Origin of the sequence: Vibrio sp. 99-70-13A1 (assembly GCF_013114625.1) — a bacterium.
In the GTDB taxonomy this organism is placed as follows: Bacteria; Pseudomonadota; Gammaproteobacteria; order Enterobacterales; family Vibrionaceae; genus Vibrio.
Genome location: NZ_VTXD01000002.1, coordinates 348,743 through 371,711, shown reverse-complemented (window position 1 = coordinate 371,711; position 22,969 = coordinate 348,743). Strand labels below are relative to the sequence as shown.

The 22,969-nt window shown below is 42.0% G+C and carries 19 protein-coding genes; 14 read left to right on the top strand and 5 right to left on the bottom strand.

Annotation, left to right across the window (positions count from 1 at the left end; translation table 11 throughout):
• The first annotated feature begins 119 nt into the window (after nucleotides 1-119).
• The 6 genes from F0226_RS03380 to F0226_RS03355 all read left to right on the top strand — a co-directional run bounded on the left by F0226_RS03380 (nucleotide 120) and on the right by F0226_RS03355 (nucleotide 6,066).
• Nucleotides 120-602 carry a hypothetical protein gene (locus F0226_RS03380; RefSeq protein WP_171734295.1) on the top strand — a complete coding sequence of 161 codons (483 nt, stop codon included), beginning with the start codon at nucleotides 120-122 and terminating at the stop codon, nucleotides 600-602.
• An 89-nt stretch (nucleotides 603-691) separates the two neighbouring features.
• A complete protein-coding gene (locus tag F0226_RS03375; protein WP_171734294.1) occupies nucleotides 692-1,183 on the top strand; it encodes a hypothetical protein in 492 nt (163 codons plus the stop codon).
• Nucleotides 1,184-1,244: 61 nt separating this feature from the next.
• On the top strand, nucleotides 1,245-1,955 hold the full coding sequence (locus tag F0226_RS03370; protein WP_171734293.1) for a molecular chaperone: 711 nt from the start codon (nucleotides 1,245-1,247) through the stop codon (nucleotides 1,953-1,955).
• A 2-nt stretch (nucleotides 1,956-1,957) separates the two neighbouring features.
• Complete coding sequence (locus F0226_RS03365; protein WP_171734292.1) at nucleotides 1,958-2,665, top strand: fimbria/pilus periplasmic chaperone; 708 nt, start codon at nucleotides 1,958-1,960, stop codon at nucleotides 2,663-2,665.
• On the top strand, nucleotides 2,655-5,177 hold the full coding sequence (locus tag F0226_RS03360; protein ID WP_171734291.1) for a fimbria/pilus outer membrane usher protein: 2,523 nt from the start codon (nucleotides 2,655-2,657) through the stop codon (nucleotides 5,175-5,177). The genes F0226_RS03365 and F0226_RS03360 overlap by 11 nt, the downstream gene beginning before the upstream one ends.
• Complete coding sequence (locus tag F0226_RS03355; protein ID WP_171734290.1) at nucleotides 5,167-6,066, top strand: hypothetical protein; 900 nt, start codon at nucleotides 5,167-5,169, stop codon at nucleotides 6,064-6,066. Before F0226_RS03360 ends, F0226_RS03355 begins: the two co-directional genes overlap by 11 nt.
• Before the next feature lie 147 nt (nucleotides 6,067-6,213).
• Here the strand turns inward: F0226_RS03355 and malK are convergent, their stop codons facing one another.
• The gene (gene malK / locus F0226_RS03350; protein ID WP_171734289.1) at nucleotides 6,214-7,326 is read right to left on the bottom strand and encodes a maltose/maltodextrin ABC transporter ATP-binding protein MalK; all 1,113 of its coding nucleotides are present in this window, start codon (nucleotides 7,324-7,326) and stop codon (nucleotides 6,214-6,216) included.
• Nucleotides 7,327-7,995: 669 nt separating this feature from the next.
• Here malK and malE point away from each other — a divergent pair.
• From malE to malG, 3 genes are all read left to right on the top strand, one after another.
• Nucleotides 7,996-9,180 (top strand): maltose/maltodextrin ABC transporter substrate-binding protein MalE, encoded by a 1,185-nt coding sequence (gene malE, locus F0226_RS03345; RefSeq protein ID WP_171734288.1) that lies wholly within the window; start codon nucleotides 7,996-7,998, stop codon nucleotides 9,178-9,180.
• Between the two features lie 88 nt (nucleotides 9,181-9,268).
• Nucleotides 9,269-10,840: a maltose ABC transporter permease MalF gene (malF, locus tag F0226_RS03340; RefSeq protein ID WP_171734287.1), complete on the top strand. Its 1,572-nt coding sequence runs from the start codon at nucleotides 9,269-9,271 to the stop codon at nucleotides 10,838-10,840.
• Nucleotides 10,841-10,851: 11 nt separating this feature from the next.
• The gene (gene malG / locus F0226_RS03335; protein WP_137371974.1) at nucleotides 10,852-11,742 is read left to right on the top strand and encodes a maltose ABC transporter permease MalG; all 891 of its coding nucleotides are present in this window, start codon (nucleotides 10,852-10,854) and stop codon (nucleotides 11,740-11,742) included.
• A gap of 556 nt (nucleotides 11,743-12,298) precedes the next feature.
• On the opposite strand, the gene F0226_RS03330 is transcribed toward malG, so the two are convergent.
• Both F0226_RS03330 and F0226_RS03325 read right to left on the bottom strand, forming a co-directional pair.
• Nucleotides 12,299-12,544: a hypothetical protein gene (locus F0226_RS03330; protein WP_171734286.1), complete on the bottom strand. Its 246-nt coding sequence runs from the start codon at nucleotides 12,542-12,544 to the stop codon at nucleotides 12,299-12,301.
• A 387-nt stretch (nucleotides 12,545-12,931) separates the two neighbouring features.
• On the bottom strand, nucleotides 12,932-13,435 hold the full coding sequence (locus F0226_RS03325) for an acyl-CoA thioesterase (protein WP_171734285.1): 504 nt from the start codon (nucleotides 13,433-13,435) through the stop codon (nucleotides 12,932-12,934).
• Between the two features lie 154 nt (nucleotides 13,436-13,589).
• On the opposite strand from F0226_RS03325, the gene sbcD reads away from it, so the two are divergent.
• Together sbcD and F0226_RS03315 are read left to right on the top strand one after the other, a co-directional pair.
• The gene (gene sbcD / locus F0226_RS03320; RefSeq protein ID WP_171734284.1) at nucleotides 13,590-14,822 is read left to right on the top strand and encodes an exonuclease subunit SbcD; all 1,233 of its coding nucleotides are present in this window, start codon (nucleotides 13,590-13,592) and stop codon (nucleotides 14,820-14,822) included.
• On the top strand, nucleotides 14,819-18,508 hold the full coding sequence (locus F0226_RS03315) for an SbcC/MukB-like Walker B domain-containing protein (protein ID WP_171734283.1): 3,690 nt from the start codon (nucleotides 14,819-14,821) through the stop codon (nucleotides 18,506-18,508). Before sbcD ends, F0226_RS03315 begins: the two co-directional genes overlap by 4 nt.
• Before the next feature lie 186 nt (nucleotides 18,509-18,694).
• On the opposite strand, the gene F0226_RS03310 is transcribed toward F0226_RS03315, so the two are convergent.
• Nucleotides 18,695-19,570, bottom strand: a complete 876-nt coding sequence (locus F0226_RS03310) for a DMT family transporter (RefSeq protein ID WP_171734282.1) — start codon at nucleotides 19,568-19,570, stop codon at nucleotides 18,695-18,697.
• A gap of 99 nt (nucleotides 19,571-19,669) precedes the next feature.
• On the opposite strand from F0226_RS03310, the gene F0226_RS03305 reads away from it, so the two are divergent.
• From F0226_RS03305 to F0226_RS03295, 3 genes are all read left to right on the top strand, one after another.
• Nucleotides 19,670-20,458, top strand: coding sequence for a helix-turn-helix transcriptional regulator (locus tag F0226_RS03305; protein ID WP_171734281.1), 789 nt, complete (start codon nucleotides 19,670-19,672; stop codon nucleotides 20,456-20,458).
• Nucleotides 20,459-20,595: 137 nt separating this feature from the next.
• Complete coding sequence (locus F0226_RS03300; protein ID WP_171734280.1) at nucleotides 20,596-21,591, top strand: zinc transporter ZntB; 996 nt, start codon at nucleotides 20,596-20,598, stop codon at nucleotides 21,589-21,591.
• A 203-nt stretch (nucleotides 21,592-21,794) separates the two neighbouring features.
• The gene (locus tag F0226_RS03295) at nucleotides 21,795-22,022 is read left to right on the top strand and encodes a hypothetical protein (RefSeq protein ID WP_171734279.1); all 228 of its coding nucleotides are present in this window, start codon (nucleotides 21,795-21,797) and stop codon (nucleotides 22,020-22,022) included.
• A 171-nt stretch (nucleotides 22,023-22,193) separates the two neighbouring features.
• On the opposite strand, the gene F0226_RS03290 is transcribed toward F0226_RS03295, so the two are convergent.
• On the bottom strand, nucleotides 22,194-22,805 hold the full coding sequence (locus tag F0226_RS03290) for a sugar O-acetyltransferase (protein ID WP_171734278.1): 612 nt from the start codon (nucleotides 22,803-22,805) through the stop codon (nucleotides 22,194-22,196).
• Nucleotides 22,806-22,969 lie beyond the last annotated feature (164 nt).

Here is a 22,969-nt window from a genome sequence, read left to right as displayed (position 1 = left end):
TTTTTATACAACTTTTATTTTTAATTAATACTCGTCTCATACCACGTAATTTTAAAAACTCATTATAGTTATATTCAAGTTCTCAAGAGAATAAACATAAAGGCGAGCAAGGTATGAATATGAGTCGATCAGTTCTAATAATGACAACATTATTCTTATCTAGTGGTTTTGTGATGGCGAGTACATTAACGTTATCGTTAACTGGGCACATCAAAAATCATTGCGAAATCAATTTTAATGACGGAAGAAGCTTAGATTTTTCTGATGAAATACAAAAATCATTACCATTTGATATCCAATGTAACCAACCATTGAGTATGTCGGTTTATTCACGAAAAGGTGGGCTAGAGAATCAGCAAAGTAATGCTAAGCAAGTGGTGCCTTACGAAGTGGATATTGATATTGAATCCATTGGTTTAAACAGCACTTTGCAGAGCCAGGACATAGCTTCACCAACGGTTATTAATAGTTCAAGTGTTATTCCCTTCGACACTGCTGGTGTCATGAGAGTAACGCTGAAAGAAAACCTGCTATATGCGGGGTATTACGAAGATGTCATCGAAATTGATGTATTTCCATCAATACATGGCAGTAGCAAGTAAATCATCTGCGGATTGCAGAGCAGTAGTGGCTCTTGTTTGGAACAGAGTCATGACAAGTACGTCTTAAATCTTTTTAAAGGAATCTATTCATGAAAAAGCTAACATTATGTGCAATTGCAGTATCAGGATTATTTGCCGCTCAAGCAAATGCGGGCGATGTACAACTTGCTGGTTATGTACCAGCAGTTTGTGAAGTGACTGGGTTGAATACACAGCTACTCGATTTTGGTTCTGTAACAACAGCAAATCAGACCGTTAGTTACGGTTTAAATATTCAGTGTAATGATGGCGATGGTGCAACCGTCACTATGACCAGTGCAGAAGGTGGTCTTGAGTCTGATGATAAAGAAGACTTTTCCATTGCATATGATGCAGTGTTAAGCCCTGCTGGTCTAACTGACCTTACACTGAATGCTCCTGGCGGTATTGGTACTAATGGAGCTTCGAACTCTGCATCATATGGTGGTTCAGGTCTGCTTGCTACTGGTGTGTCAGCAACATTAGATATTGAAACTCAAGAAGCAGCTCCTTGGTCTGGTGGTTATTCAGACACATTGACAGTTCAAATCTCTGCTAACTAGATAATATTCAAATCGAAATGGGAGAGCAGTGCTCTCCCATTCATTTTAGGAGCCTGTTGAAATGGACTTTTTCAGAAGTATCTACATTGTGTGCTTATGTTTAATAAGTTTACCTGCCTTAGCTTATAAGGTTCAGCCAATGGTTGCCGAGATGACTCCAATTGGTAAGAACGCACAGATGTCAATGAGGATTGATAATACTGGAGACCGCCCCTTAACAGTGGAGCTTGAACCGTTATCTATGTCACTAGACAAGCTGGGGAATGAAACCACGCAACCTGCCGATGATGATTTGTTAGTCATCCCTGTTACCGCCGTGATAGATCCTGGACGTTCGCAGTCTGTAATGGTTCGATATCTTGGTGAGCCATCTATTACTCAGTCTCGTTCTTATCGTATTGCCGTGCGCCAAGTTAAAGTCGATCGTGGTCAAAATGAGGCGGCTAATGTTGGCTTGTTATTACAGTTTAATACCTTACTTAATGTTCGCCCGAAAAACACTAAAGCTGAGTTGAGTGTACAGACGATTGAATCAAGAAATAATCAATGGCTGGTTGAGGTAAAAAATGATGGTGATAGCTATGGTCGTTTAACTAACACTAACTGGTCAGTTTCAGATAAAAGCCACTCAGTTTTCATGAAAGGTAGCGAGATTGGAGAAAAAGTAGCTGGAACATTAGTTTTGCCCAAATCAAGTCGTGTTTTTGTTATGGAGTCATTAGAGGGTTTTGATTCTGTACCGACCTCCATTGAAATCGAAAACTTGGATTAAACATGCGTATGCGTAGTGTTATTTTCTTTTCTGTGTTGATGATTCTAATGGGTGCTAGAGCGCATGCTATTGTCATCAACCCAATGGTCACAGAAATGGATGTTTTGTCTGGTGGAATGGCACAAATTGTTCTCACGAATAATTCGACCCAACAAGCGCCGATAGAAGTCAATCTACGCCAACTTGCCTTTAATCCTGATGGTACATTCCTCGCAAAAGATTCTGCCGATAAGCGGCTTATGGTTTTTCCGCCCGCCGCCATTCTTAAGCCTGGAAAATCACAAGTCTTTCGCTTGCAATGGCTGGGTGACAATCAACCGCTTAATCGATCTCAAAGTTACTTCTTACGTTTTAGTCAGCCGTCGCTCGTCCCTTCTCAGGGTGACCTATCGGGGATTGCTGTACAAATTCATTATAATGCGATCATTCATGTTTATAGCTCTGCCCATAAGCCTAATGTCACCTTGCAAGTTCGCGATGATAGCTCTGTTGTGGTGGCTAACAAAGGTGAAAGGTATGCCTACTTAAATTCGTTGACGTTTATTTCTGAACAAGGCAATTCGACTATAAAGCCCTTACAAAGTCAGGTATCGAGCGTTGCAGGTGAGTCGCCATATTTTGATGAACATTTCCTTCCCCCCTCAAGTTTCATTGAGCTTGGAAATAATGAAAAGTTAGAGCCAGGGGAGTATCAAGGGTATGAAATGTAACACGTTGAGATCGCTAAGAACGTTGAGAGCTTGGGGGCTGTGTTTGTTGATTTTTTTTTGTTCAGCGAATGTTGCTCTGGCAAAAAGTGGCACTTTAAACCCGACAGGTCGAGATATTGAGCTTATTTCATTATTAAAGATAAGCGATAGCGTGTTAGGTGAAGCTGAAGTGGTCATTACTGCCGATGATAAAATCTTACTTCCAAAAGAAAGTACTTTGATTTTACTTGAAGGGTTAGTGACTGATGATGCGTTAACGGCTCTTAGGAACTCGACAGCGGAAGCTTCATTATCACAAAAACATTTTAGCTCAGCAGGGTTGGATCTGACATTCGACTTCTCAACATTGGAATGCATTGTCACGGTTCCCTCTCAATTTTTGAAAACGCAGCAGTTGTCTGCCAACTCTCTGATGTACACGGATAGTAACCATTTATCACCAGCATGGATGAGTGGGTACGTGAACTTATCTCTTTCTGGCAATCAATCAAAAACCGTTGACGATTCTTCTATCAGTGTTACGAGCTTTAACCATCGAATTGATTCCGCCCTTAATATCGGAAGCGCTAATTTTGAGTACGAAGCTGTCTATGAAAATGTGGAAGGCGAATCTTCAACCTATGCGAGACAGGGAACGAGGATGAATATGGACTTTCCGTCACAAGGTACGCGCCTAGTGGTTGGAGATATGTTCAATGCAGGAAAGAACCTACAAGATAGTGCTGATATTTTAGGCATTGGACTGACTCGGGATTTTACATTAATCCCCACACGGAATGTGCGTCCTAAAGCGACCCAAAGCTTTACCTTACAAAGAACGTCTAATGTTGATGTATTAGTCGATGGCATTGTCGTCCAAAGGTTAACGCTTAATGCGGGGAGCTATAATTTAAGCGATATCCCTTTGGCTGAAGGAACAAATGATGTTGAGTTAGTGATTACTGATTCGAGTGGTAAAGAGGAACGTATTCAATTTTCAGTGGCGACCGGGAATGACCTCTTAGACAGCGGCGAGTTTGAATATAGCCTTATGGTTGGGGTGCCAAGCGAGGCTGCTGGAAATAAGATTGAGTATCAAAGCTCTGAATATTTGGCTCATGGTTACTTCGATTACGGGGTTACGCCATGGCTAACGCTGGGTATCAATGCACAAAATAGAGAAGACTTATATCAATATGGGGTGTCGAGTTTAATTGCCACCAGTATTGGTGTGACTGAATTTATAGCATCGCAGAGTTCCCACCCTAGCTTAGGAAGTGGTTACGCTTATCGAGTTGCTTACGATGCCGATCTATTGAATGACCCTTCCTTGAATCCACAACTCAGTATCATCTACGACTATCAGTCTGAAAACTATTCAGGCGTCGGAGATTACGACAGCTCTTCAACCTCACTGAACTCAGTTGAACACTATGTATCACTTTTCAGCTCTATTGATGTGACGTCTAGGCTCAGGGCTGCGTTATCTGGCTCATATAGCTCAGGTTCAAAGACCGATGACAACTTCTGGATGGTGAGCCCAAGCTTATCAGGCCCTTTGTTTGGTACGCCTGCGACATGGAGCTCTCGATTTAATTACCGAGATTATAAATATGACCACGGCAGTGATGATGAGTTTTCAACAACACTGTCATTGAGTTGGCCTTTGAGTAAGCAAACCAGAGTGGTAAGTCGATATCAAAGTGATAAAGATCTGGGCTCTGTTGATGTGAGTTATAAAGACGGGGTTGGAAGTGCTGGTGGCGTATCCGCTTATGCCACCCTAGTGACGGAACGAGATATCGATTCTAACCTTGATGCCGGTGTGAATTATACCGGGAACCGAATTCGAATTATTGCAGACCACACTACTCGTTACCAAGACCTCAATGCAGATGATCGTAGCCATAATACTCGCTTTGAACTGTCGAGTGCCATTGCCTTTGCTGGTACTTCTGTTGCGGTTGGGCGTGAAGTTGGAGAAGCTTTTGCGATTGTGAAAAAACATAAAAGTTTAGCTGAAAATAAAGTTGCAATAGACCCAGAGCGAAATACTGAGTACTCACGAGTGTACAGTGTTGGGGATAGCAATATGTTAGTGCCTGATTTAGTCGCTTATAGCTCACAACTGATTACTTATGATGTAGACGATCTACCCCCTGGATATGATCTGGGCGATGGGGCATTTTCTGTTTATCCAGGCAATAAACAAGGGTATGAATTGGAAGTGGGATCTGATGCAGTATTAACGGTAATTGGTAGTTTGTTCCACGCCGTCACTAAAGAACCCATAGCACTTATTGCAGGTAAGGCTTATTACTTAGGAAAAGAATCCGGTAATAAAGTTCAGGTTGATAAAAATCACGAGCCGCTAGAGTTTTTTACAAACAGAAAAGGGAAGTTTGCTATTTCAGGCATGAAACCAGGTCACTACCGGTTAGAGCTCAATACCAAGAAGAAGCAGACACTTGAAATTACGTTACCCGAGAATAGTGACGTACTTGTGCGTATAGGAGAAATGTATGTGGACTAACATTATCAAAGCTTGTGGTGTGGCTTTTATACTCACAAGCACCAGTAGTTTTGCTACCAGTCAAAGCCAATGCGATGTGAGGCTCATCAGTTTAGAACCCGTTTCTGCGCGGTCAATTTATGATGTATTTTCTACCGCACAGTCTCCGTTAGTTCAGCATTACCAATTACGGGCAGATATAGCACAAGAAGGCTGTAGCGTGTCGGTAGAGTTGGATATTGATGAAGGTTCCAATCAACTTAGAGGGAATGCAGGTCAGGATCTTGGTTTTGAATGGTCTGGGACAAACGGATTTATTAGAGGTGGAAGGTGGTTAGTGACGTTGACACACGATGAACCTATTACTCAATTCCAATTGCGGTACCCCTCTGGACAATGGCTGACATCTGGTGCTTTTCATGGGCAAATGACGGCTAATGTGATTGAGTCAGGCAGTAATACCAGTGCATCATTATCAAACTCTAAAGAGCTGACTTTAGATGTTGAAGCTGACGTAATACCGAGCGCTAAAATCCAGTTCTATGGTTTATCTCAGCGTCATTATGATTTAGATCTGGGTGAATTAAACTCGAGTAAAATTATCCATTCAGGGCCTAAACTTTGGGTGCAAAGTACCAGTGAATATGTGATTTCATTTGAATCTGAAAATTTGGGGCATTTACGACATGACTCCGCGGATAGAGCTTGGGATATCGCTTATCAAATTATGGTCAACTCAGAAACGGTGCCGCTAGAGACAGCAAATAGCCAATGGCGATCAAGCCAGTCAACACAAGGGCAAACTGTGCCTATGTCTTTTGTGATTGGTGATGTTGGGCAAAAGCCGGGTGGGAGCTATAAAGATATATTGCATATTTCGATTGAGCCTGATTTATCCCAATCTCCATAATTTAGCTAGAACTAGAACTAGAACTAGAGCTAGAGCTAGAGTCAGAGCTAGAGTCAGAGCTAGATAAAAAAATCCCCATCACGTTCATGATGGGGATTTTTAATAATCACATTTTATTTTAGCCTATTACTAGGAAAAGCTGCCCGCTTAATCTAGACCGTATTCTTTATAAACACGGCGACACGCACGACCATCACTGTGGAATAAGTGACAACGGTGAGCTGGAATACCAATAGCCAGTTTGTCGCCTGGTTCAATCGTTAGCGTATCTGGCTGACGGTAAATAACGTCTGCATCTGCACTTTCAAGGTTCAGGTAAACTTGAGTTTCGTTACCAAGTTTTTCAACGATCATTACATCGCCTTCGATGCTAGCGTCACCAGTTTCAGATGAAACTAAATGCTCTGGGCGAACACCCAGTGACATGCGATCACCTTCATTAACCGTTGTACCATCAACATCGATCCAGAAAGTTGTGCCGTTAGACAGTTGAACCAATACGCGTTCTGATTCTACTTTTTCAATCTGCACACTCATGAAGTTCATCTTAGGTGAGCCGATAAAGCCAGCAACAAAGCGGTTTTCAGGGTAGTGATACAGTTCTAGTGGGCGACCAACTTGAGATACATAACCACCATCAAGCACCACAATTTTGTCTGCCATTGTCATTGCTTCTACTTGGTCATGCGTAACATAAATCATGGTACAGCCAAGTTGACGTTGTAGCTTAGTAATTTGTGAACGCATTTGAACACGAAGTGCAGCATCTAGGTTAGAGAGCGGCTCATCAAGTAGGAATACATTTGGCTGAGACACAAGAGTACGACCAATTGCCACACGCTGACGTTGACCACCAGATAGTGCTTTTGGTTGACGCTCTAGTAGGTGACCTAATTGCAGAATTTCTGCTGCATGCTCAACACGTTTATCAATCTCAGCTTTGTTTGCTTTAGCAAGCTTAAGACCAAAAGACATGTTGTCGTATAGATTAAGGTGAGGATAAAGAGCATAAGATTGGAATACCATCCCAACCCCGCGCTTTGAAGGTTCAACGTCGTTCATACGTTGGTCACCAATGTACAAATCACCAGAAGTGATGTCTTCTAAACCAGCGATACAACGCAGTAAGGTTGATTTACCACAACCAGATGGCCCAACGAACACGACAAACTCGCCTTCGTTAATCTCTAAGCTAACATCCTTAGAAATCTTCACATCGCCATAGGATTTACAAACGTTTTTTAGCGTAACACTTGTCATCTAGCTCGTCCTCGATCAAATTTTATTATCTACTGCTGATCATTATAAGAGATTTTCGTTCCAGCAGTAACAGTAGGAATTGGTAAGTAGTTGAGAAAGTAAGAAAAAATGGGTGAATCTTAACTGGCTCGTTAAGCTTCACCCATCATAGCCAAACACTCATCTATTCCCCCACATCAAACTAAACCTCCCCCGTGAAAGCTTCACTAGCTTAGTTTGATGCTCATAGGTGAATACGGGCAATGCAAACCAACATACTGCATTTAAGTTGCCTATTGTGCATCTTAAATGAAACTGCTGGTAAAAGGGTTCTTACTATCCACTCTTGGATGGATGCAGTTTCAGGGAATTAAGGGGAAGGCGCATCCTCCTAATGAGATATTTACTGGGGGGAGTAGTAGGGGAGGAGTAGATAAATAGGATTATTGAGAAATGGCGATCCACTTCAAATAAATTTACCGCATAACGGTGATGTTGATCACGGTGAGTATTTGTTTTGTGATTTCGGTCTCTAACGTTACCGGATGGTGATCACGAAATTAGGCCATAATAGCAAGGGCGTAGTCGCTAGGATGATGATTGAACCCTTGTTTTCTCAGATCATAAGCATCGAAACTTGGCTCATCCTTAGTGATATGCCCTACGTATAAATATAAAAAGGATATGAACATGAAAAACGCTCTAAGCGCTGTCGCACTAGGTACACTAGTTGCACTGGGTTCTTTTGGTGCTAATGCTGCTATCGAAGAAGGTCAACTGACTATTTGGGTTGGTGGCGATAAAGCTTACGAAGGAATGGCAGAGGTCGGTAAACGTTTTGAAGAAGACACTGGCGTAAAAGTAACTGTCGCGTTCCCAGATAAACTAGAAGAGAAATTCTCACAAGTTGCAGCTGCTGGCGACGGTCCGGACATGATCTTCTACGCACATGACCGTTTTGGCGGTTTTGCAGAAGCGGGTCTTCTTGCTGATATCAAACCTTCAAAAGAAATTAAAGAAGGTATCGTAGATTTTGCATGGGATGCTGTGGCGTATAAAGGCAAAACAATTGCTTACCCTGTAGCGGTAGAGTCTGTTTCACTTATTTATAATAAAGCGTTGGTTCCAAACCCACCTAAGTCGTGGGAAGAAGTTCCAGCTCTTAATGCTGAGCTACAAAAGCAAGGCAAGAAAGCTATCATGTGGCCACTACGTGGCGGCGCATACTTCACATGGCCACTTCTAGCAGCTGACGGCGGTTACGCATTTAAGCAAATTGCTGAAGGCTACGACATTAAAGATGCTGGTGTTGCAACTGAAGGTGTTCAAAAATCTCTTGGCTTCATCGAGAAGATGGTAAAAGACAAAGTAATTTCAGCAGACATGGATTACTCAGTTGCTGAGTCTGAATTTGTTGCGGGTAACGTAGCAATGACGATCAACGGTCCTTGGGGCTGGTCAAACATTGAAAAAGCAGGCGTAGACTACGGTGTTACCACGCTTCCTAAGTTCAATGGTAAAGCGTCTAAACCATTCGTTGGCGTTTGGGCTGGTGGTATCAGCACTGCTTCTCCAAACAAAGACTTAGCGGTTGAGTTCATGGAAAGCTACCTTCTAACAGATGCTGGTATGAAGAGCCTAAATGACGACAAGCCACTTGGCGCTGTTGCTCTAAACTCTTTCCAACGTCAACTAGATAGCGACACTCGTATCGCTGCAACAATGGACAACGCAATGAACGGTGAAATCATGCCGAACATTCCTCAGTTCACAACATTCTGGTACAGCATGGAAGAAGCAATTGGTAACGTAGTTGACGGTCGTCAAAACGTAAACCAAGCACTAGAAGCTGCTGAAGCTCGAATGACTAAGTAACAAAAAACATTAAACGAAAAAAACTTTTAAGGAGGGGGTAACCTCTCCTTACTTTCTTAAATTTTATATATCGCTAGCAGGTTCCTCTATGCAGTCAGTTCAAGGTACAGATGCTATCTCAGCACCAGCGAGCCTTCCCGGTAGTAAAAGCGTCTTCATCAAATGGGGAGCGCTTGGTACCGTAGGCTTAATCAATGGCTACGCTACTATTCTTATGTATTCTCGCGGTGAGCTCGCTTTTGCGTTGCTGACGGTGATTCTAACGGCTCTGGCACTTTACATTTTTGGTAGTAAGAAAACTTACGCCCACCGTTACATTTACCCAGGTATTGCCGGAATGATCCTATTCATTCTTTTCCCATTGGCATATACCGTCGGACTAGCCTTCACTAACTACAGTGCAAAGAACCAACTTACGCTTGAACGTACGCAAACAGTATTGCTTGACCGTACATTCCAAAGCGGAGATAGCTTCCCATTTACACTGTACAAGACTGATAACGGTCACCAAATTGTAGTGAAAGATGGTGAACAATTATTAGCGACAGATGAGTTCTCTTTGGAAGGCTTATCAGCGTCGGACATGGATTTATCTCTAATTGAAGCTTCTCAAGGTAGCAAAGAAAAGATCAAAACGATCATTCAAAATAAAGCGACGTTGAGCGGCATTGATTTCCATCTTCCAACGGGTGAAGACATCCGCATGAGTGGCTTACGTAAGTTTGCTTCTGTAGCGCCGTTGTATACCGTGCAAGAAGATGGGGAAACATTACTGAATAACGAAACTGGTGAAGTACTGAAACCTAATATGGATGTGGGTTTCTATCAGCCTGTTGATGAAAACGGCAGCTTTATTGGTAACACAATATCACCAGGGTTCGTTGTCGGTATTGGTACTCATAACTTTGAGCGTGTATGGAAAGATGATGGTATTAAAGAACCTTTCATTAGCATCTTTATCTGGACGGTTGTCTTCTCAATATTGACGGTTGGCTTAACACTCGCTATTGGTTTGGTACTGGCAAATATTGTGCAGTGGGAAGAGCTTAAAGGTCGAGGTGTTTATCGTGTATTACTGATTCTGCCTTACGCTGTACCTGCATTTATCTCAATCCTTATCTTTAAAGGTTTGTTTAACCAAAGTTTTGGTGAAATCAACATGGTGCTTGAAGCTATCTTCGGCTTAAGCCCTAACTGGTTCTCAGACCCAATTCTAGCGAAAACAATGGTGTTGATGGTTAACACATGGCTTGGCTTCCCTTACATGATGATTCTTTGTATGGGTCTGCTAAAAGCGATTCCTGATGATTTGTATGAAGCGTCAGCTATTGATGGCTCTAACTTCATTGATAACTTCCGTCACGTGACTTTCCCACTGATGATTAAACCGTTAACACCGCTTCTTATTGCTGCGTTCGCGTTTAACTTCAACAACTTCGTAATGATTCAATTGTTGACGAATGGTGGTCCAAACATGATTGGTACTTCTGAGCCAGCAGGTTACACGGATCTACTAGTAAGCTACACATACCGAATCGCATTTGAAGGCGGCGGCGGTCAAGACTTCGGCCTAGCAAGTGCCATTGCTACTCTGATTTTCCTATTGGTTGGTGGACTAGCACTACTGAACCTACGTTTCACTAAACTGTCTCAAGATTAAGGAGCAAGACAATGGCTATGGTGCAAGGTAAAAACCTTAAATACCGTGTGTGGGCAACGCATATCGCTTTGTGGTGTTTCCTAGCGATGATTATTTTTCCACTACTTATGATCATTGCGATTTCCTTCCGTGAAGGTAACTTCGCGACAGGTAGCTTGATTCCTGAGAATCCATCTTTGGAGCACTGGAAACTAGCGTTAGGAATGTCGGTAACGAACGCGGATGGTAGTGTTACGCCTCCTCCATTCCCAGTATTAACTTGGTTATGGAACTCAATTAAGGTAGCGGGTATCACGTCTATCCTAATCGTTTCACTGTCAACGACATCGGCTTATGCATTTGCTCGTATGCGCTTTAAAGGTAAAGAAACTATCTTGAAAGCGATGATGATTTTCCAAATGTTCCCAGCAGTGTTGGCTTTGGTTGCAATCTACGCGTTGTTTGACAAGTTAGGTCAATACATTCCATTTCTTGGGCTGAATACGCATGGTGGTTTGATTTTCTCTTACCTAGGCGGTATCGCACTGCATGTTTGGACGATTAAAGGCTACTTCGAAACCATTGATAACTCATTAGAAGAAGCGGCAGCTCTGGATGGAGCAACACCGTGGCAAGCATTCAAACTGGTATTATTACCACTTTCAGTGCCGATTCTAGCGGTTGTGTTTATTCTGTCTTTCATCGGTGTGGTTGGTGAAGTACCAGTTGCGTCTCTTCTGCTTTCAGATGTTAACTCTTACACATTAGCAGTAGGCATGCAGCAGTACTTGTACCCACAAAACTACTTATGGGGTGACTTCGCAGCAGCAGCCGTACTTTCAGCACTACCAATTACAGCAGTATTCTTACTTGCACAGCGTTGGTTAGTTGGTGGTTTGACTGCGGGTGGGGTAAAAGGATAAGCTATAGTGATAATAATAAGAGCGACCCTATAGGTCGCTCTTAATTGGCATTCTTATTACACTATTTGGTTTGGCCGCTGATCAGTAATAAGAGTAACTCTAGTGTTACGCATAGCTAGCTATTAATGAGGTTCCTTACGCCGTTAACCATTAATAGTGATTTGTAACCAGAACCTAAGCAGATGCTTGGGTTTTTTTATGCCTACTCTAAAATCACTTTAGCTAATAAATAGTCGTTGGAAACTAAATTATCAATAGAGGTCAAGTTGATGGATTTGAGTATAGAGAAGGGCAGTTCTATTAATACAATACTCATTCTGAGCTGCGTGAGAGTTCAACGATTAAGATGTAACAGAAGCTCATTACATGTACAAAATGATGCATGAGCAAGGTGTTGTATTGTAAGAAGGGAGTGTCTGATTAAGCCAAGCTTTCGACCTGCAAAGTGGAGACCCTAATCGGATTCATTATTAAGCGTAAGAAGACCGTAAATTAAGCGGTATTTGATCTTTTGGAATATAATCCGACTGATTCAGAAATAGTTATTCTAGCTACTTTAAAACTCTCGATTAGAGGGAGCACACCCTTGGTGCTGTAGCAAAACATAGATACTTTCTTGATTTAACGCGACTTTACGAAAGAGATCAGCAAAGGTGTTATCCCCGCCAAAACAAGCTTGAATATAGTGATTGATCTCATCGCTATTATAACCTTCCACATACAATGTTCGAACCCACTGATATTCCACTGCTTTTAAATTGTTGAGAGTTGATTCGCTTAGCGTGGTGCGTGTGATGCTCAAGGGTTACTCCTGAATATAGGCAAGTCCATTATTAGAAGTGGCATTTAAGCAAAGCAAAATGACGAATATATTACACGGCAGTTTAAAAAGTGTTCAGAGTCGATATTCTGTAAAAGAATGGAAGGAAAAGTGTATAAATCGCTCAACAACCGATAGGTGTGAGTGTGGTTGATTATAAAATACGATTAAAAATATACGACGGTTTAAGATGATCTAATGAAGAGTCGCTAGTCATGTCGTCAGTAAATAAAACCCAGCCCTTGGATTTTTCTCTATGAAAGTAAGTAAAAAGAGAATGAGCTAGGTTTTATCATTTAGATTCAATGTTGAGCATTTAGATGTTGTTTTTATCTAAACTGCTTAACTGAGAGTGCTTATGAGAGGCAGTTATTTTAGATACTTAACGTGAGCTTCCATCTCTTCGCCAATCTGTTTACGCATGTTCATTAAGCGAATCGCAGAATCACGAAGTTCAATATCTTCATCGGTCTCAGGTATCCATTCTGGCACCTTAGTTGGTGAGCCATTTTCATCAACAGCAACCATGATAACGATGCAGTGAGTCGTCAATCGATTGTTAAGTTCTTTAGGGTCGCTAGCTTGAACATCGATTGCGATATGCATAGAAGAAGAACCGGTATAAATAACTTTGGCACTTACTTCAACAAGGTTGCCTACATGAATAGGTGCAACAAAACGAATTCCCCCAGCGTAAGCAGTAATACAATATTTACCACTCCAACCCGCAGAACATGCGTAAGCGGCTAAATCGATCCATTTCATTGCTGCGCCGCCGTGTACTTTACCGCCGAAGTTCACATCCCCTGGTTCTGCTAAAAAGCGTAAAGTGACATCGCGTTTACCGCTTAGTCTGTTTTGACTACCGCTCATACACTGTTCCTAATTATTATATTTTATTGATTAACAAGTCAGTTACTTAATAGAAACAATATACCTAACGACATAAGAATTAAAGCAGAGATTTCCTTTTCACTACTAGATTTAGTTGGCACAATTAAACCACTTAAATCAGACAGTGTTTTCTATGCGCATTCTCCATACTTCCGATTGGCATTTTGGTCAAAATTTCTTTACCAAAAGCCGTAAAAACGAGCATCAACTTTTCATTCAATGGCTACTTAAGCAAGTCACCGCTTTTGATATTAATGCCGTTATTGTCGCAGGAGATGTGTTTGATACTGGCGCTCCACCTAGTTATGCCAGAGAAATGTATAACCAGTTTGTCGTGGACTTGAATCAATTAGGGTGTCAGTTGGTGGTACTTGGTGGTAACCACGATTCCGTTTCAACATTGAATGAGTCTAAACAGTTATTAGCATGTTTGAATACCCATGTTATCGCGAATACGAGTGATGATTTAGATTCGCAAATCATTCCATTAATGAACAAAGATAAGGTTGGGGCATACCTATGTGCCGTGCCTTTTGTTCGAGCGAGGGATGTCGTCAGCAGTCAGGCGGGTGAGTCAGGCGCAGACAAACAGCAAGCGTTGGGTCAGGCTATTTCTCAGCACTATCATTCCCTGTATGACCACGCGAATGAAATGAGACAGTCTAATCAGCTTTCTATCCCAATAGTTGCTACTGGGCACTTAACCGCACTTGGTGTTACTACGTCGGAATCTGTCCGTGATATTTATATTGGAACCCTCGATGGCTTTGATGCAAAAGGTTTTCCGCCAGCGGACTACATTGCATTGGGGCATATTCACCGCCCTCAAATTGTGGCGAAGAAGCAGCATATTCGTTACAGCGGGTCGCCTATTCCATTGAGTTTTGATGAATTAAAGTCAGAGAAACAGGTTGTGATGGTTGAATTTGAAGCAGATAAAGTCAGTGTAATTGAAACGATTTCTGTCCCTAGATTTCAAGCGATGGAGAGTGTGAAAGGAGACTTACAAGAAGTCGAAAGCAAACTAAAGGAATTAGCAACCGACTATTCGGAAGAGAACGTATGGGTATCGGTTGAAGTGAAAGTACAAGATTACCTATCTGATTTGCAGAACCGCATACAAGACATGGTCGAAGGCACCAACATTGAAGTACTTCAATTACGCCGTGCACGTGAAAACTATTCGGCTTCTTTGAGCCAACAAAACAATGAGACTTTGGCTGAATTAACGCCGTTTGATGTGTTTTCAAAACGCTTAGAACTTGAAGTGTTTGAAGGTGAAGATCAGCAAAATCGCAAAGAACGAATTACTCAGACTTTTAAACAAATTGTGTCGGACATTGAGCATAAGGATTCAGCAGAATGAAAATATTAACCTTACGCTTTGGTAACCTAAATTCACTCAAGGGCGAGTGGAAAATAGATTTTACCCAATCCCCATTTGTCGATAACGGATTATTTGCAATTACGGGTGCGACAGGCGCAGGTAAAACGACCCTGCTCGATGCGATATGTTTGGGTTTGTATCACAACACACCAAGGCTTGGCGCTATTTCAACGTCCAACAACGAAATTATGACCAGAGGCACAGCGGAGTGTTTTTCGGAAGTTGAGTTTGAAGTGAAAGGCAAAGCGTATCGATCATTTTGGAGCATGCGCCGTTCAAGAGGAAAGCTAGACGGCAATTTACAATCTGCACAAGTAGAGCTTGCAGAGGTTGAATCTGGCAAAGTGCTTGCCACCCAAATTAAGAAAAAATCAGAGCTGGTTGAGTCCTTAACGGGCTTAGATTTTGCCCGATTTACTAAGTCAATGATGCTTTCCCAAGGTCAGTTTGCCGCCTTTCTTAATGCTAAAGAGTCTGAACGAGCTGAATTATTAGAAGAGCTGACCGGAACTGAAATTTACGGTTTGATCTCAGAAGGTGTACACAAACAATATAGCCAGTCGAAGCAAGGTTTAGCGCAGCTGGAATCTCAGGCTGAAGGCGTTCAGTTACTGACTTCAGAGCAAATAGAAGCATTTACTCAAGATCTGTCTGACTTAATGCTTCAACAAAAGGCAAATAAGCAGACCCTGCTGGCTTTAACTGAGCATAAAAACTGGTGGAACCAACATCAAAAACTTAGCCTTGAATTGAGCCAAGCTGAAACCGAGTTTACTGGGGCAAAAACAGCGCTAGAAAATTCAGCTTCAGAGATGGAAAAGTTAGCTAAAAGTGAACCTGCTGAAAAGCTTCGAACTCCTCATACTTTGTGGCAAGAATCTGGACGTCAGTTAACGTGTTTAGAAAAACAGAACCAAGCTAAGAGCGAACAGCTAATTGCTACGCAAGCCTCATTTGATGAAAAAAGCCGAGAGTTAACAACGGCTGACACCAATTTAGAGCAAGAAAAGCAACGTCATCTTGAACAAGAAAATCTAATCAATCAAAAGGTTGTGCCGCTTGATGGTCAAATTGCACAACTAGAAAAGCAGAGTCAGGTTGAAGCTTCGAAACAGTCTTCATTGTTAAGTTCTTTGGCTCAAATTCAAGTGTCTTTGAAAAATACGGATGAGCAAACCACAAGTCTCAACTCACAGTTAGACAAGCAAGTTCAATACCTTGAACAGCATTCAAATGATGAAAATGTTGAAGTTCAACTACAAGGTTGGAAAGCACAACACAGCCAATGCCAGAAAGGACAGCTGACGGTTTCTGAGCTACAACGCAATGTTCTTATGACAAGCAAGCAGTGTGAAGACCAAACGGGCTTATTAGCCCAAAGTAAATTGAAACTACAGGCTGCTGAGCAACAACAAAGTGACGTAACTCTAAAGCACGATGCCGCGAGCCAAAGCTTAAATGCATTATTGCTTGTCCATAACAAATCGTCTTTAGAACGTGAGTTGGGCGCGTTAACTGCACAATTAGCGTTGGAAGTTCCACTGTTAAGTATCCAATCTAATTGGGTTCAGTTCACAACAGAGCAGCAGCAAAAACACTTCTGGCTTCAAGAAGCAAAGCAAACGAAAAAGCAACTTGAAGAAAAACGAGAACAGTTACTTGGTCATTATCAGTCTCAAAAATTACTGGTCGCATCGACTAAACAATTGATTACGCAAGAAGGGCACTTAGCCCATTATCGCGCTCAATTAGTGGATGGGGAAGAGTGCCCTTTATGTGGTGCATTGGAGCACCCTAAAGCTGTCGCTTCTGATGACGTGGAGGGTATGACTCATGATGAAGAGTTGCATGAACAGCTACAGCAAGCAGAACTTGGGCTAGAAAAAGTAGAGCAGCAAGGTCGCGATATTCGTAATGAACTGGATACCTTGACTCGCCAACAAACGGAATTCGAAGCGCGCGAAGTGTGGCTGAACGAACAAATCGAATCGGCAATGAATCACTGGCAACAGCAGTGTGTACCGCAAAAAATAGATTTGCCGATCACTGAATCTGGCGCGATTCAGATTTTGATGCAGCAACTTAGAGATCAAAAAGAATCGCTCACTCAACAGCTAGAGCAATTACATAAAGCCGAAGCGCTTGTTCAAGCGACTTCAGATGAGAAGAATCAGATGCTTCTTTCTGTTCAGAATTTACAGTCTCAGTATCAATTAGATAATCAAAAAGTTGAAGCCTCCCAGCAGCAACTAACAAGCCTTAAAGAACAAACAGAAAAGGCACAGTTAGAGTTATCTCAGTTAGAGTCTGAACTGAGAAGTAGCATTCAAAATACTGGCTTCATAATAGAAGAAGGCGTGGCTCTTGATGCATGGTTTAACCAGAAACATGAAGATGCCAATCAATGGAAAGCTGCGAACCAGTCATTGACCATTTACCAGCAGCAACTATCTGATTTGAAAAAAGATACGTTAACGCTCAATGAAAAGTTGAATGAGCTGACGGAATCAACGGCTGAACAAGATAAGCTGGTGAAAAATACTACTGAGCAATTACTGCAATTGAAGGGCGAGCGTAGTGACTTATTCCAAGATAAATCGGTAGAGCAAGAGCGTGATTTAAGCACTAAACGAGTCACCACTCATGAGCAAGCCAAGCAAGCGGTTTTGGCTACAACGCAGCAAGTGCAATCTGAATTGGATGCCGTTACGGCTGAAATTAATATGTTGGCAGGAAACATCCAGCAAGCTCAAATTGCTGTGACGGAAAAACTTGAAAACTGGCAGCTAAAACTTTCTGAGAGTTCGATTCAAGATGAAGACGAGTTTTTAGCGTCGTTATTGATTGAGCCGGAACGAGAAAGATTAGTGCTTCTGAAAACTCAGTTAGAAAAACGTATTGAAGGCAGCCAAGCTGTGGTTAATGCTGCGATGGCGAATATTAGCAAGCTTGATCTTGAACCCCAAGCGGAGGAGTGGCGCAAGGTTGAGTTAGATGACGTATCGACTCAACTTGAACAACTGCAAGAAACCGTTGATAACCTTGCGAAGAAGCAAGGTGAGCTGAGCAATGAGTTAGAATCTGATGAAAAGCGCCGAACGAGTCAGAGAGATTTATTTGATCAAATTGAACAGTACCGCAAAGAGTTTGATGATATCCAATACCTTCACTCTTTGATTGGCTCTCAGAAAGGCGATAAGTTCCGTACTTTTGCACAAGGTCTGACGTTAGATAATCTTGTGTATCTTGCTAATCAGCAACTTGAGCGATTACACGGTCGTTATCTTTTACAACGTAGAGGTGGAGAAGGCTTAGAGCTTTCTGTACTGGATACGTGGCAAGGGGATGCAGTGCGAGACACGAAAACCTTATCTGGCGGCGAAAGCTTCTTAGTCAGTTTAGCGCTGGCGCTTGCTCTATCTGACTTAGTGAGCCATAAAACTAGTATCGACTCATTATTCTTAGATGAAGGCTTTGGCACCTTAGATGCTGAAACCCTCGATATTGCTTTGGATGCGTTAGATAACTTGAATGCTTCTGGGAAAATGATCGGGGTAATCAGCCACATTGAAGCAATGAAAGAACGTATCCCCGTTCAGCTTAAAGTGACCAAGAAAAGCGGGCTCGGGGTCAGTGTTTTAGACTCTCAATATCGAGTCGCATAATTGTGAACGTTAGCTAACGTATCATCTGATCGCGTGATTCAATATAAAGGCAAGAGTTTCTCTTGCCTTATTTTTTGCTCAATCAGTTTCTCGGTTTTGCATCATGCTTAGCCAGTTAGCCAGTTAGCCAGTTAGCCAGTTAGCCAGTTAGCCAGTTAGCCAGTTAGCCAGACTGAAGCCACGCCGCTAGCTAGAAAATCGTTTAGTCAGTTTCAGCTGAGCAAGAATGACGCCTAGAATAACCATCACACCTCCCAATAAATGGAACACTTCGAGTGTCTCTCCAAGCAAAGTTGCGGCTAAAGTTATCGCAATCACAGGGATTAAATTCATGAACATGGCGCTAGAGTCTGCCCCTATCGCGTTAATCGATTTTACCCACATCCATGGCGCTAGTACCGAAGCTGCAATTGCCGCGTAAGTAATTAATGGTAACGCTTCTTTCGGTGGTAGTAAGTGATCACTTGTTAACCATGGCACCGCAAGCATTAGCACAGCGAAAACCACTTGAACGTATATGACGACCCAGTTGCTGATTGGCATTTTCCAACGTTTAAGTAATACGCAGTATGAAGCGTAAACGAATATGGAAATAAGCATAAACCCATCGCCTTGGGTGATCTTTTGATCCAAGAAAAATAGTGGGTCTCCCTTTCCTAGCATAAAAGCCAGACCGCCCAGCGATACAATTCCCCCCAGCATACTTAACCCTGAAATCGACTTATTTAGTAATGGCACACTGATAAATATGCTCACTAGCGGCACGAGTGAGGTGATTAACGCCATGTTTGAAGCGGTGGTCGTTAACCCTGCGTAATAACCTAAAGATTGATTCAAAGCCATGCCTAACAAAGCAAGAAAAGCGAGTTTAGGTAAGTTAGGGCGTATTACAGACCATTGCTTAATAACAGAGTGAACACAGAAGGGTGTTAGGATTAGCATCGCGACAAACCAGCGATAGAAACTCATAGCACTGGGCTCGATGACAGAAGCCGCCATCTTATTCACGATGGTATTCGCTCCCCAGATACAAACTGTAAAAAATGGCAGTAGATAGTGCATGTGAATTCCATCGCAAATTATGGTGACCAAGAGAGTTTGACAGGTCGTTATAGTTACAGATATCTTTTAAAAGACATTGAGCGCGATAGGAAGACAAGTTTGAGCAAAACGAGAAGAAACCTTCACCCATCTTTATCGATTGATAAAGCACCATCTAATGTATTTATGAACTTTGAGGCGTTTCTTTCTAACACTGAAACGCGAGTTCATAGCCACCCTTGGGGGCAAGTACAACTGATCAGTGGCGGGATCCTTGAAATGGAAGCGGAAGGGACTCGTTTTTTAGCACCGCCTCACTTAGCCATTTGGGTACCCGCAGGAGTAACCCACTGTAGCTATAACCGAAAGCCTTTGGATTACTGTTCTTTGAATATTGCCCATGAGTTGACTCAACATCTTCCTAATAAAGCCAGCCTTATTAAGGTCACGCCAATCGTATCGTCCATTATTGATGATTTTCGTCATCGAGAAATCAATGTAGCTCAAAGCAATCAAGATCAGCGGTTGGTTCAAGTCTTGTTGGATCAACTGGCGGAACAGCAAGTTGAGCACCACTTTTTACCCTCTACCGACAACAAATACTTAGCGCCTATTTTAGCTTCAATAGAAGAGAACCCAACGGAAGATGTATCACTACGGGATTGGGCTGAACGAGTGCATACCACGGAAAGAACGCTGTCTCGGCACTGTCAAAGCGAGCTAGGAATGAGCTTTACTGAATGGCGATTAAGAGTGCGTTATTTATATTCAATGGACTTACTAAGAAATGGGCAGTCGGTAAAAGAAGTAGCGCTAACGCTAGGTTACAACCAAGCTAGCCCCTTCATTTCAATGTTCAAAAAATACGCCAATCAAACGCCTGAACAGTATAAAAATCGGTTACTGTAATTCGTTATTCATGACAACACATTTTCCTATTTTAATGATTCTATCTTCCATCTAACTAGAGAAAGAGTTATCTCTAAGATCGATAGCCATGCATATTGAAGTAGGAATGGTTTTTTACATTGGTTATGAGGAAAAATATGTCTCAGTTTGTCTATTCAGAAAAAGAACCGAGTGGATTCATACACGCAATGTTGCTAGATGGTTCCGGCGGGAGCCAACAGTTGAGTTGGTCAGAGGTCAATGGTTTAAGCTGCGAACAATTAGGGCTTTGGTTGCATTTCGATTATAGCGACATTGAAGCACAAAACTGGATTAGAGACTGCAGCGGGCTGAATGAGATTGCGGTCGATGGCTTGCTTAGCCCTGAAAATCGCCCTCATGCTCTTACTCGAGATAACAACTTGCTTCTTGTTTTGAGGGGGGTAAACCTAAATAGGGGCGAAAACCCAGAAGATATGGTGTCAGTGAGAGTTTGGGCAAATGGAAAAACTCTGATTAGTACAAGAAAAAGGGTGTTGACCTCGACCCAAGATGTATTAGCTAGCTTAGAAGATAAGTCGGGACCTATATCTACGAGTGGCTTACTTGTTTGTTGGGCAGACCGTATTGTTACAAGGATGAATGACACGATTAATCTCTTAGAAGATAACGTATCGGAAATTGAAGAAGCCCTCTTTGTTGATGAACCTAGTGAACTACGTTCTACATTGCTAAGAGTAAAGCAGCAATGTGTTGGTATTCGGCGTTATATCGCTCCCCAAAGAGAAGCCTTAAATAAATTAGTATTAGAGCCTCTAAATTGGCTGGATGATATTGACCGGCTAGCCTTACGTAGCATTGCAGATAAGCAAGTTCGGTATGTTGAGGATGTTGATACTATAAAGGAACGGGCCACAATGGTGAAAGAGGAATTGCTTAGCAGAGTGTCAGAACAGCTAAATAATCGTAGTTACGTTTTAACTGTTGTTGCCGCTATTTTTCTCCCCCTTGGTTTCTTTACAGGTCTTATGGGAGTAAACGTAGGAGGAATGCCAGGGATAGAAAATGGCGCTGCATTTTGGATCGTTGTAGGTATTTGTGTAGGTTGTACTGGGCTGCTCGGCGCATATTTTTACTGGAAAAAATGGTTTTAACTGAATGAATAGCTTCCAGGTTAATTCGATATTATTAAATCGAAAATGGTGATTCTCTTCACAATCTGATTCATTAGTTTTGGTATGTTATTGTCAGTGTTATTAGCGATTTAACTCTAGAATAGAGTAAACTGGTTTCTATGTTAGCTTAGCGAAAGTTTACTAATGTCCTCTACTCAATTAGATTCTGTTGGATGTGTATTATGCTCAAAAGTGAAGAGATTCATTACTGTTCTCAATGTTCAATAAAAACAAAACATATCGTCATTTTGGTGCGCGATGAACCAGAAAAAAGCAAAACAACAGGCTTCTTGAAAGGTTTTGTGAAAAGTCTTTTCGTTGGCGCATTTGAAGCCTCTATGGATGATTTTTCGCGTCATAGCATCTGTGAACAGTGCGGAAAAAAAACAGTTAACGATAATCTTACCTAAGAAATCAGCATCTATTTACAATTCCTGACATTTACAACTTCTCACATTTACAACTACTGAAAATCACGAAGCCCTATGGTCATATTTTCACGCCGATTCAAATTATGGGTAGAGGAAAAACGGTGGATTCTTGATAGAAGATCTATTAACTATTGATAGAAAAACTATGAATTATTGGTTTGCTTCCATCATTGGCTTCCACATCTGATGCAGCTCTTCTTCCGTTGGCATTGGGCTTTGTTTAATTGACTTCACTACCTTACAAGGGATACCTACCGCCACGGAATCTGCTGGAATATCTTTATTCACAACACTTCCTGCACCAATGACGCAACGGTTTCCAATGGTTACACCATCCAAAATTATGGCTCCAGCCCCTATCCAAACATTGTCCCCTATGGTTATAGGGTTTGCGGTCGCAACGGGTTTTACTCGCTCGGCGAGATCAATAGGATGCCCTGCAGTACTAATGATCACGTCGGGACCAATTTGGACATACTCACCAATTTTTACAGGGGCGAGGTCAAGGATTTTCACTCCTGTGTTAACAAAGCCACCTTGCTTAAAGTGAATGTTTTTTCCTACGTCACAGTAAAATGGCGACAAAATGTTCGCTCCACCTGAGCTTCCCAAAATCTCTTCGAGCAATTGACGGCGCAGAGAGTGTTGTGAAGGTCGAGCGTGATTATAGTCATAGAGCTTTTCTTTGACTTGATCCTGCATTTTATCAAACTCAGGGTTGATGGGGATTTGCACTGAAAAATTCGACACTTTGTTACTCATATTCACTCCCTTTTATATCATCGCTTATGGGGTTGATATCAACGTATCTCACCGTAATTTTCTATAGGAACTCAGTACTATTGCGATACACCGCAAATTATCCTTGAGACGATGATGGGCATCTTGTTGTGAGCATCTCACATTTAAAGGTAAGTGGTGCTGAG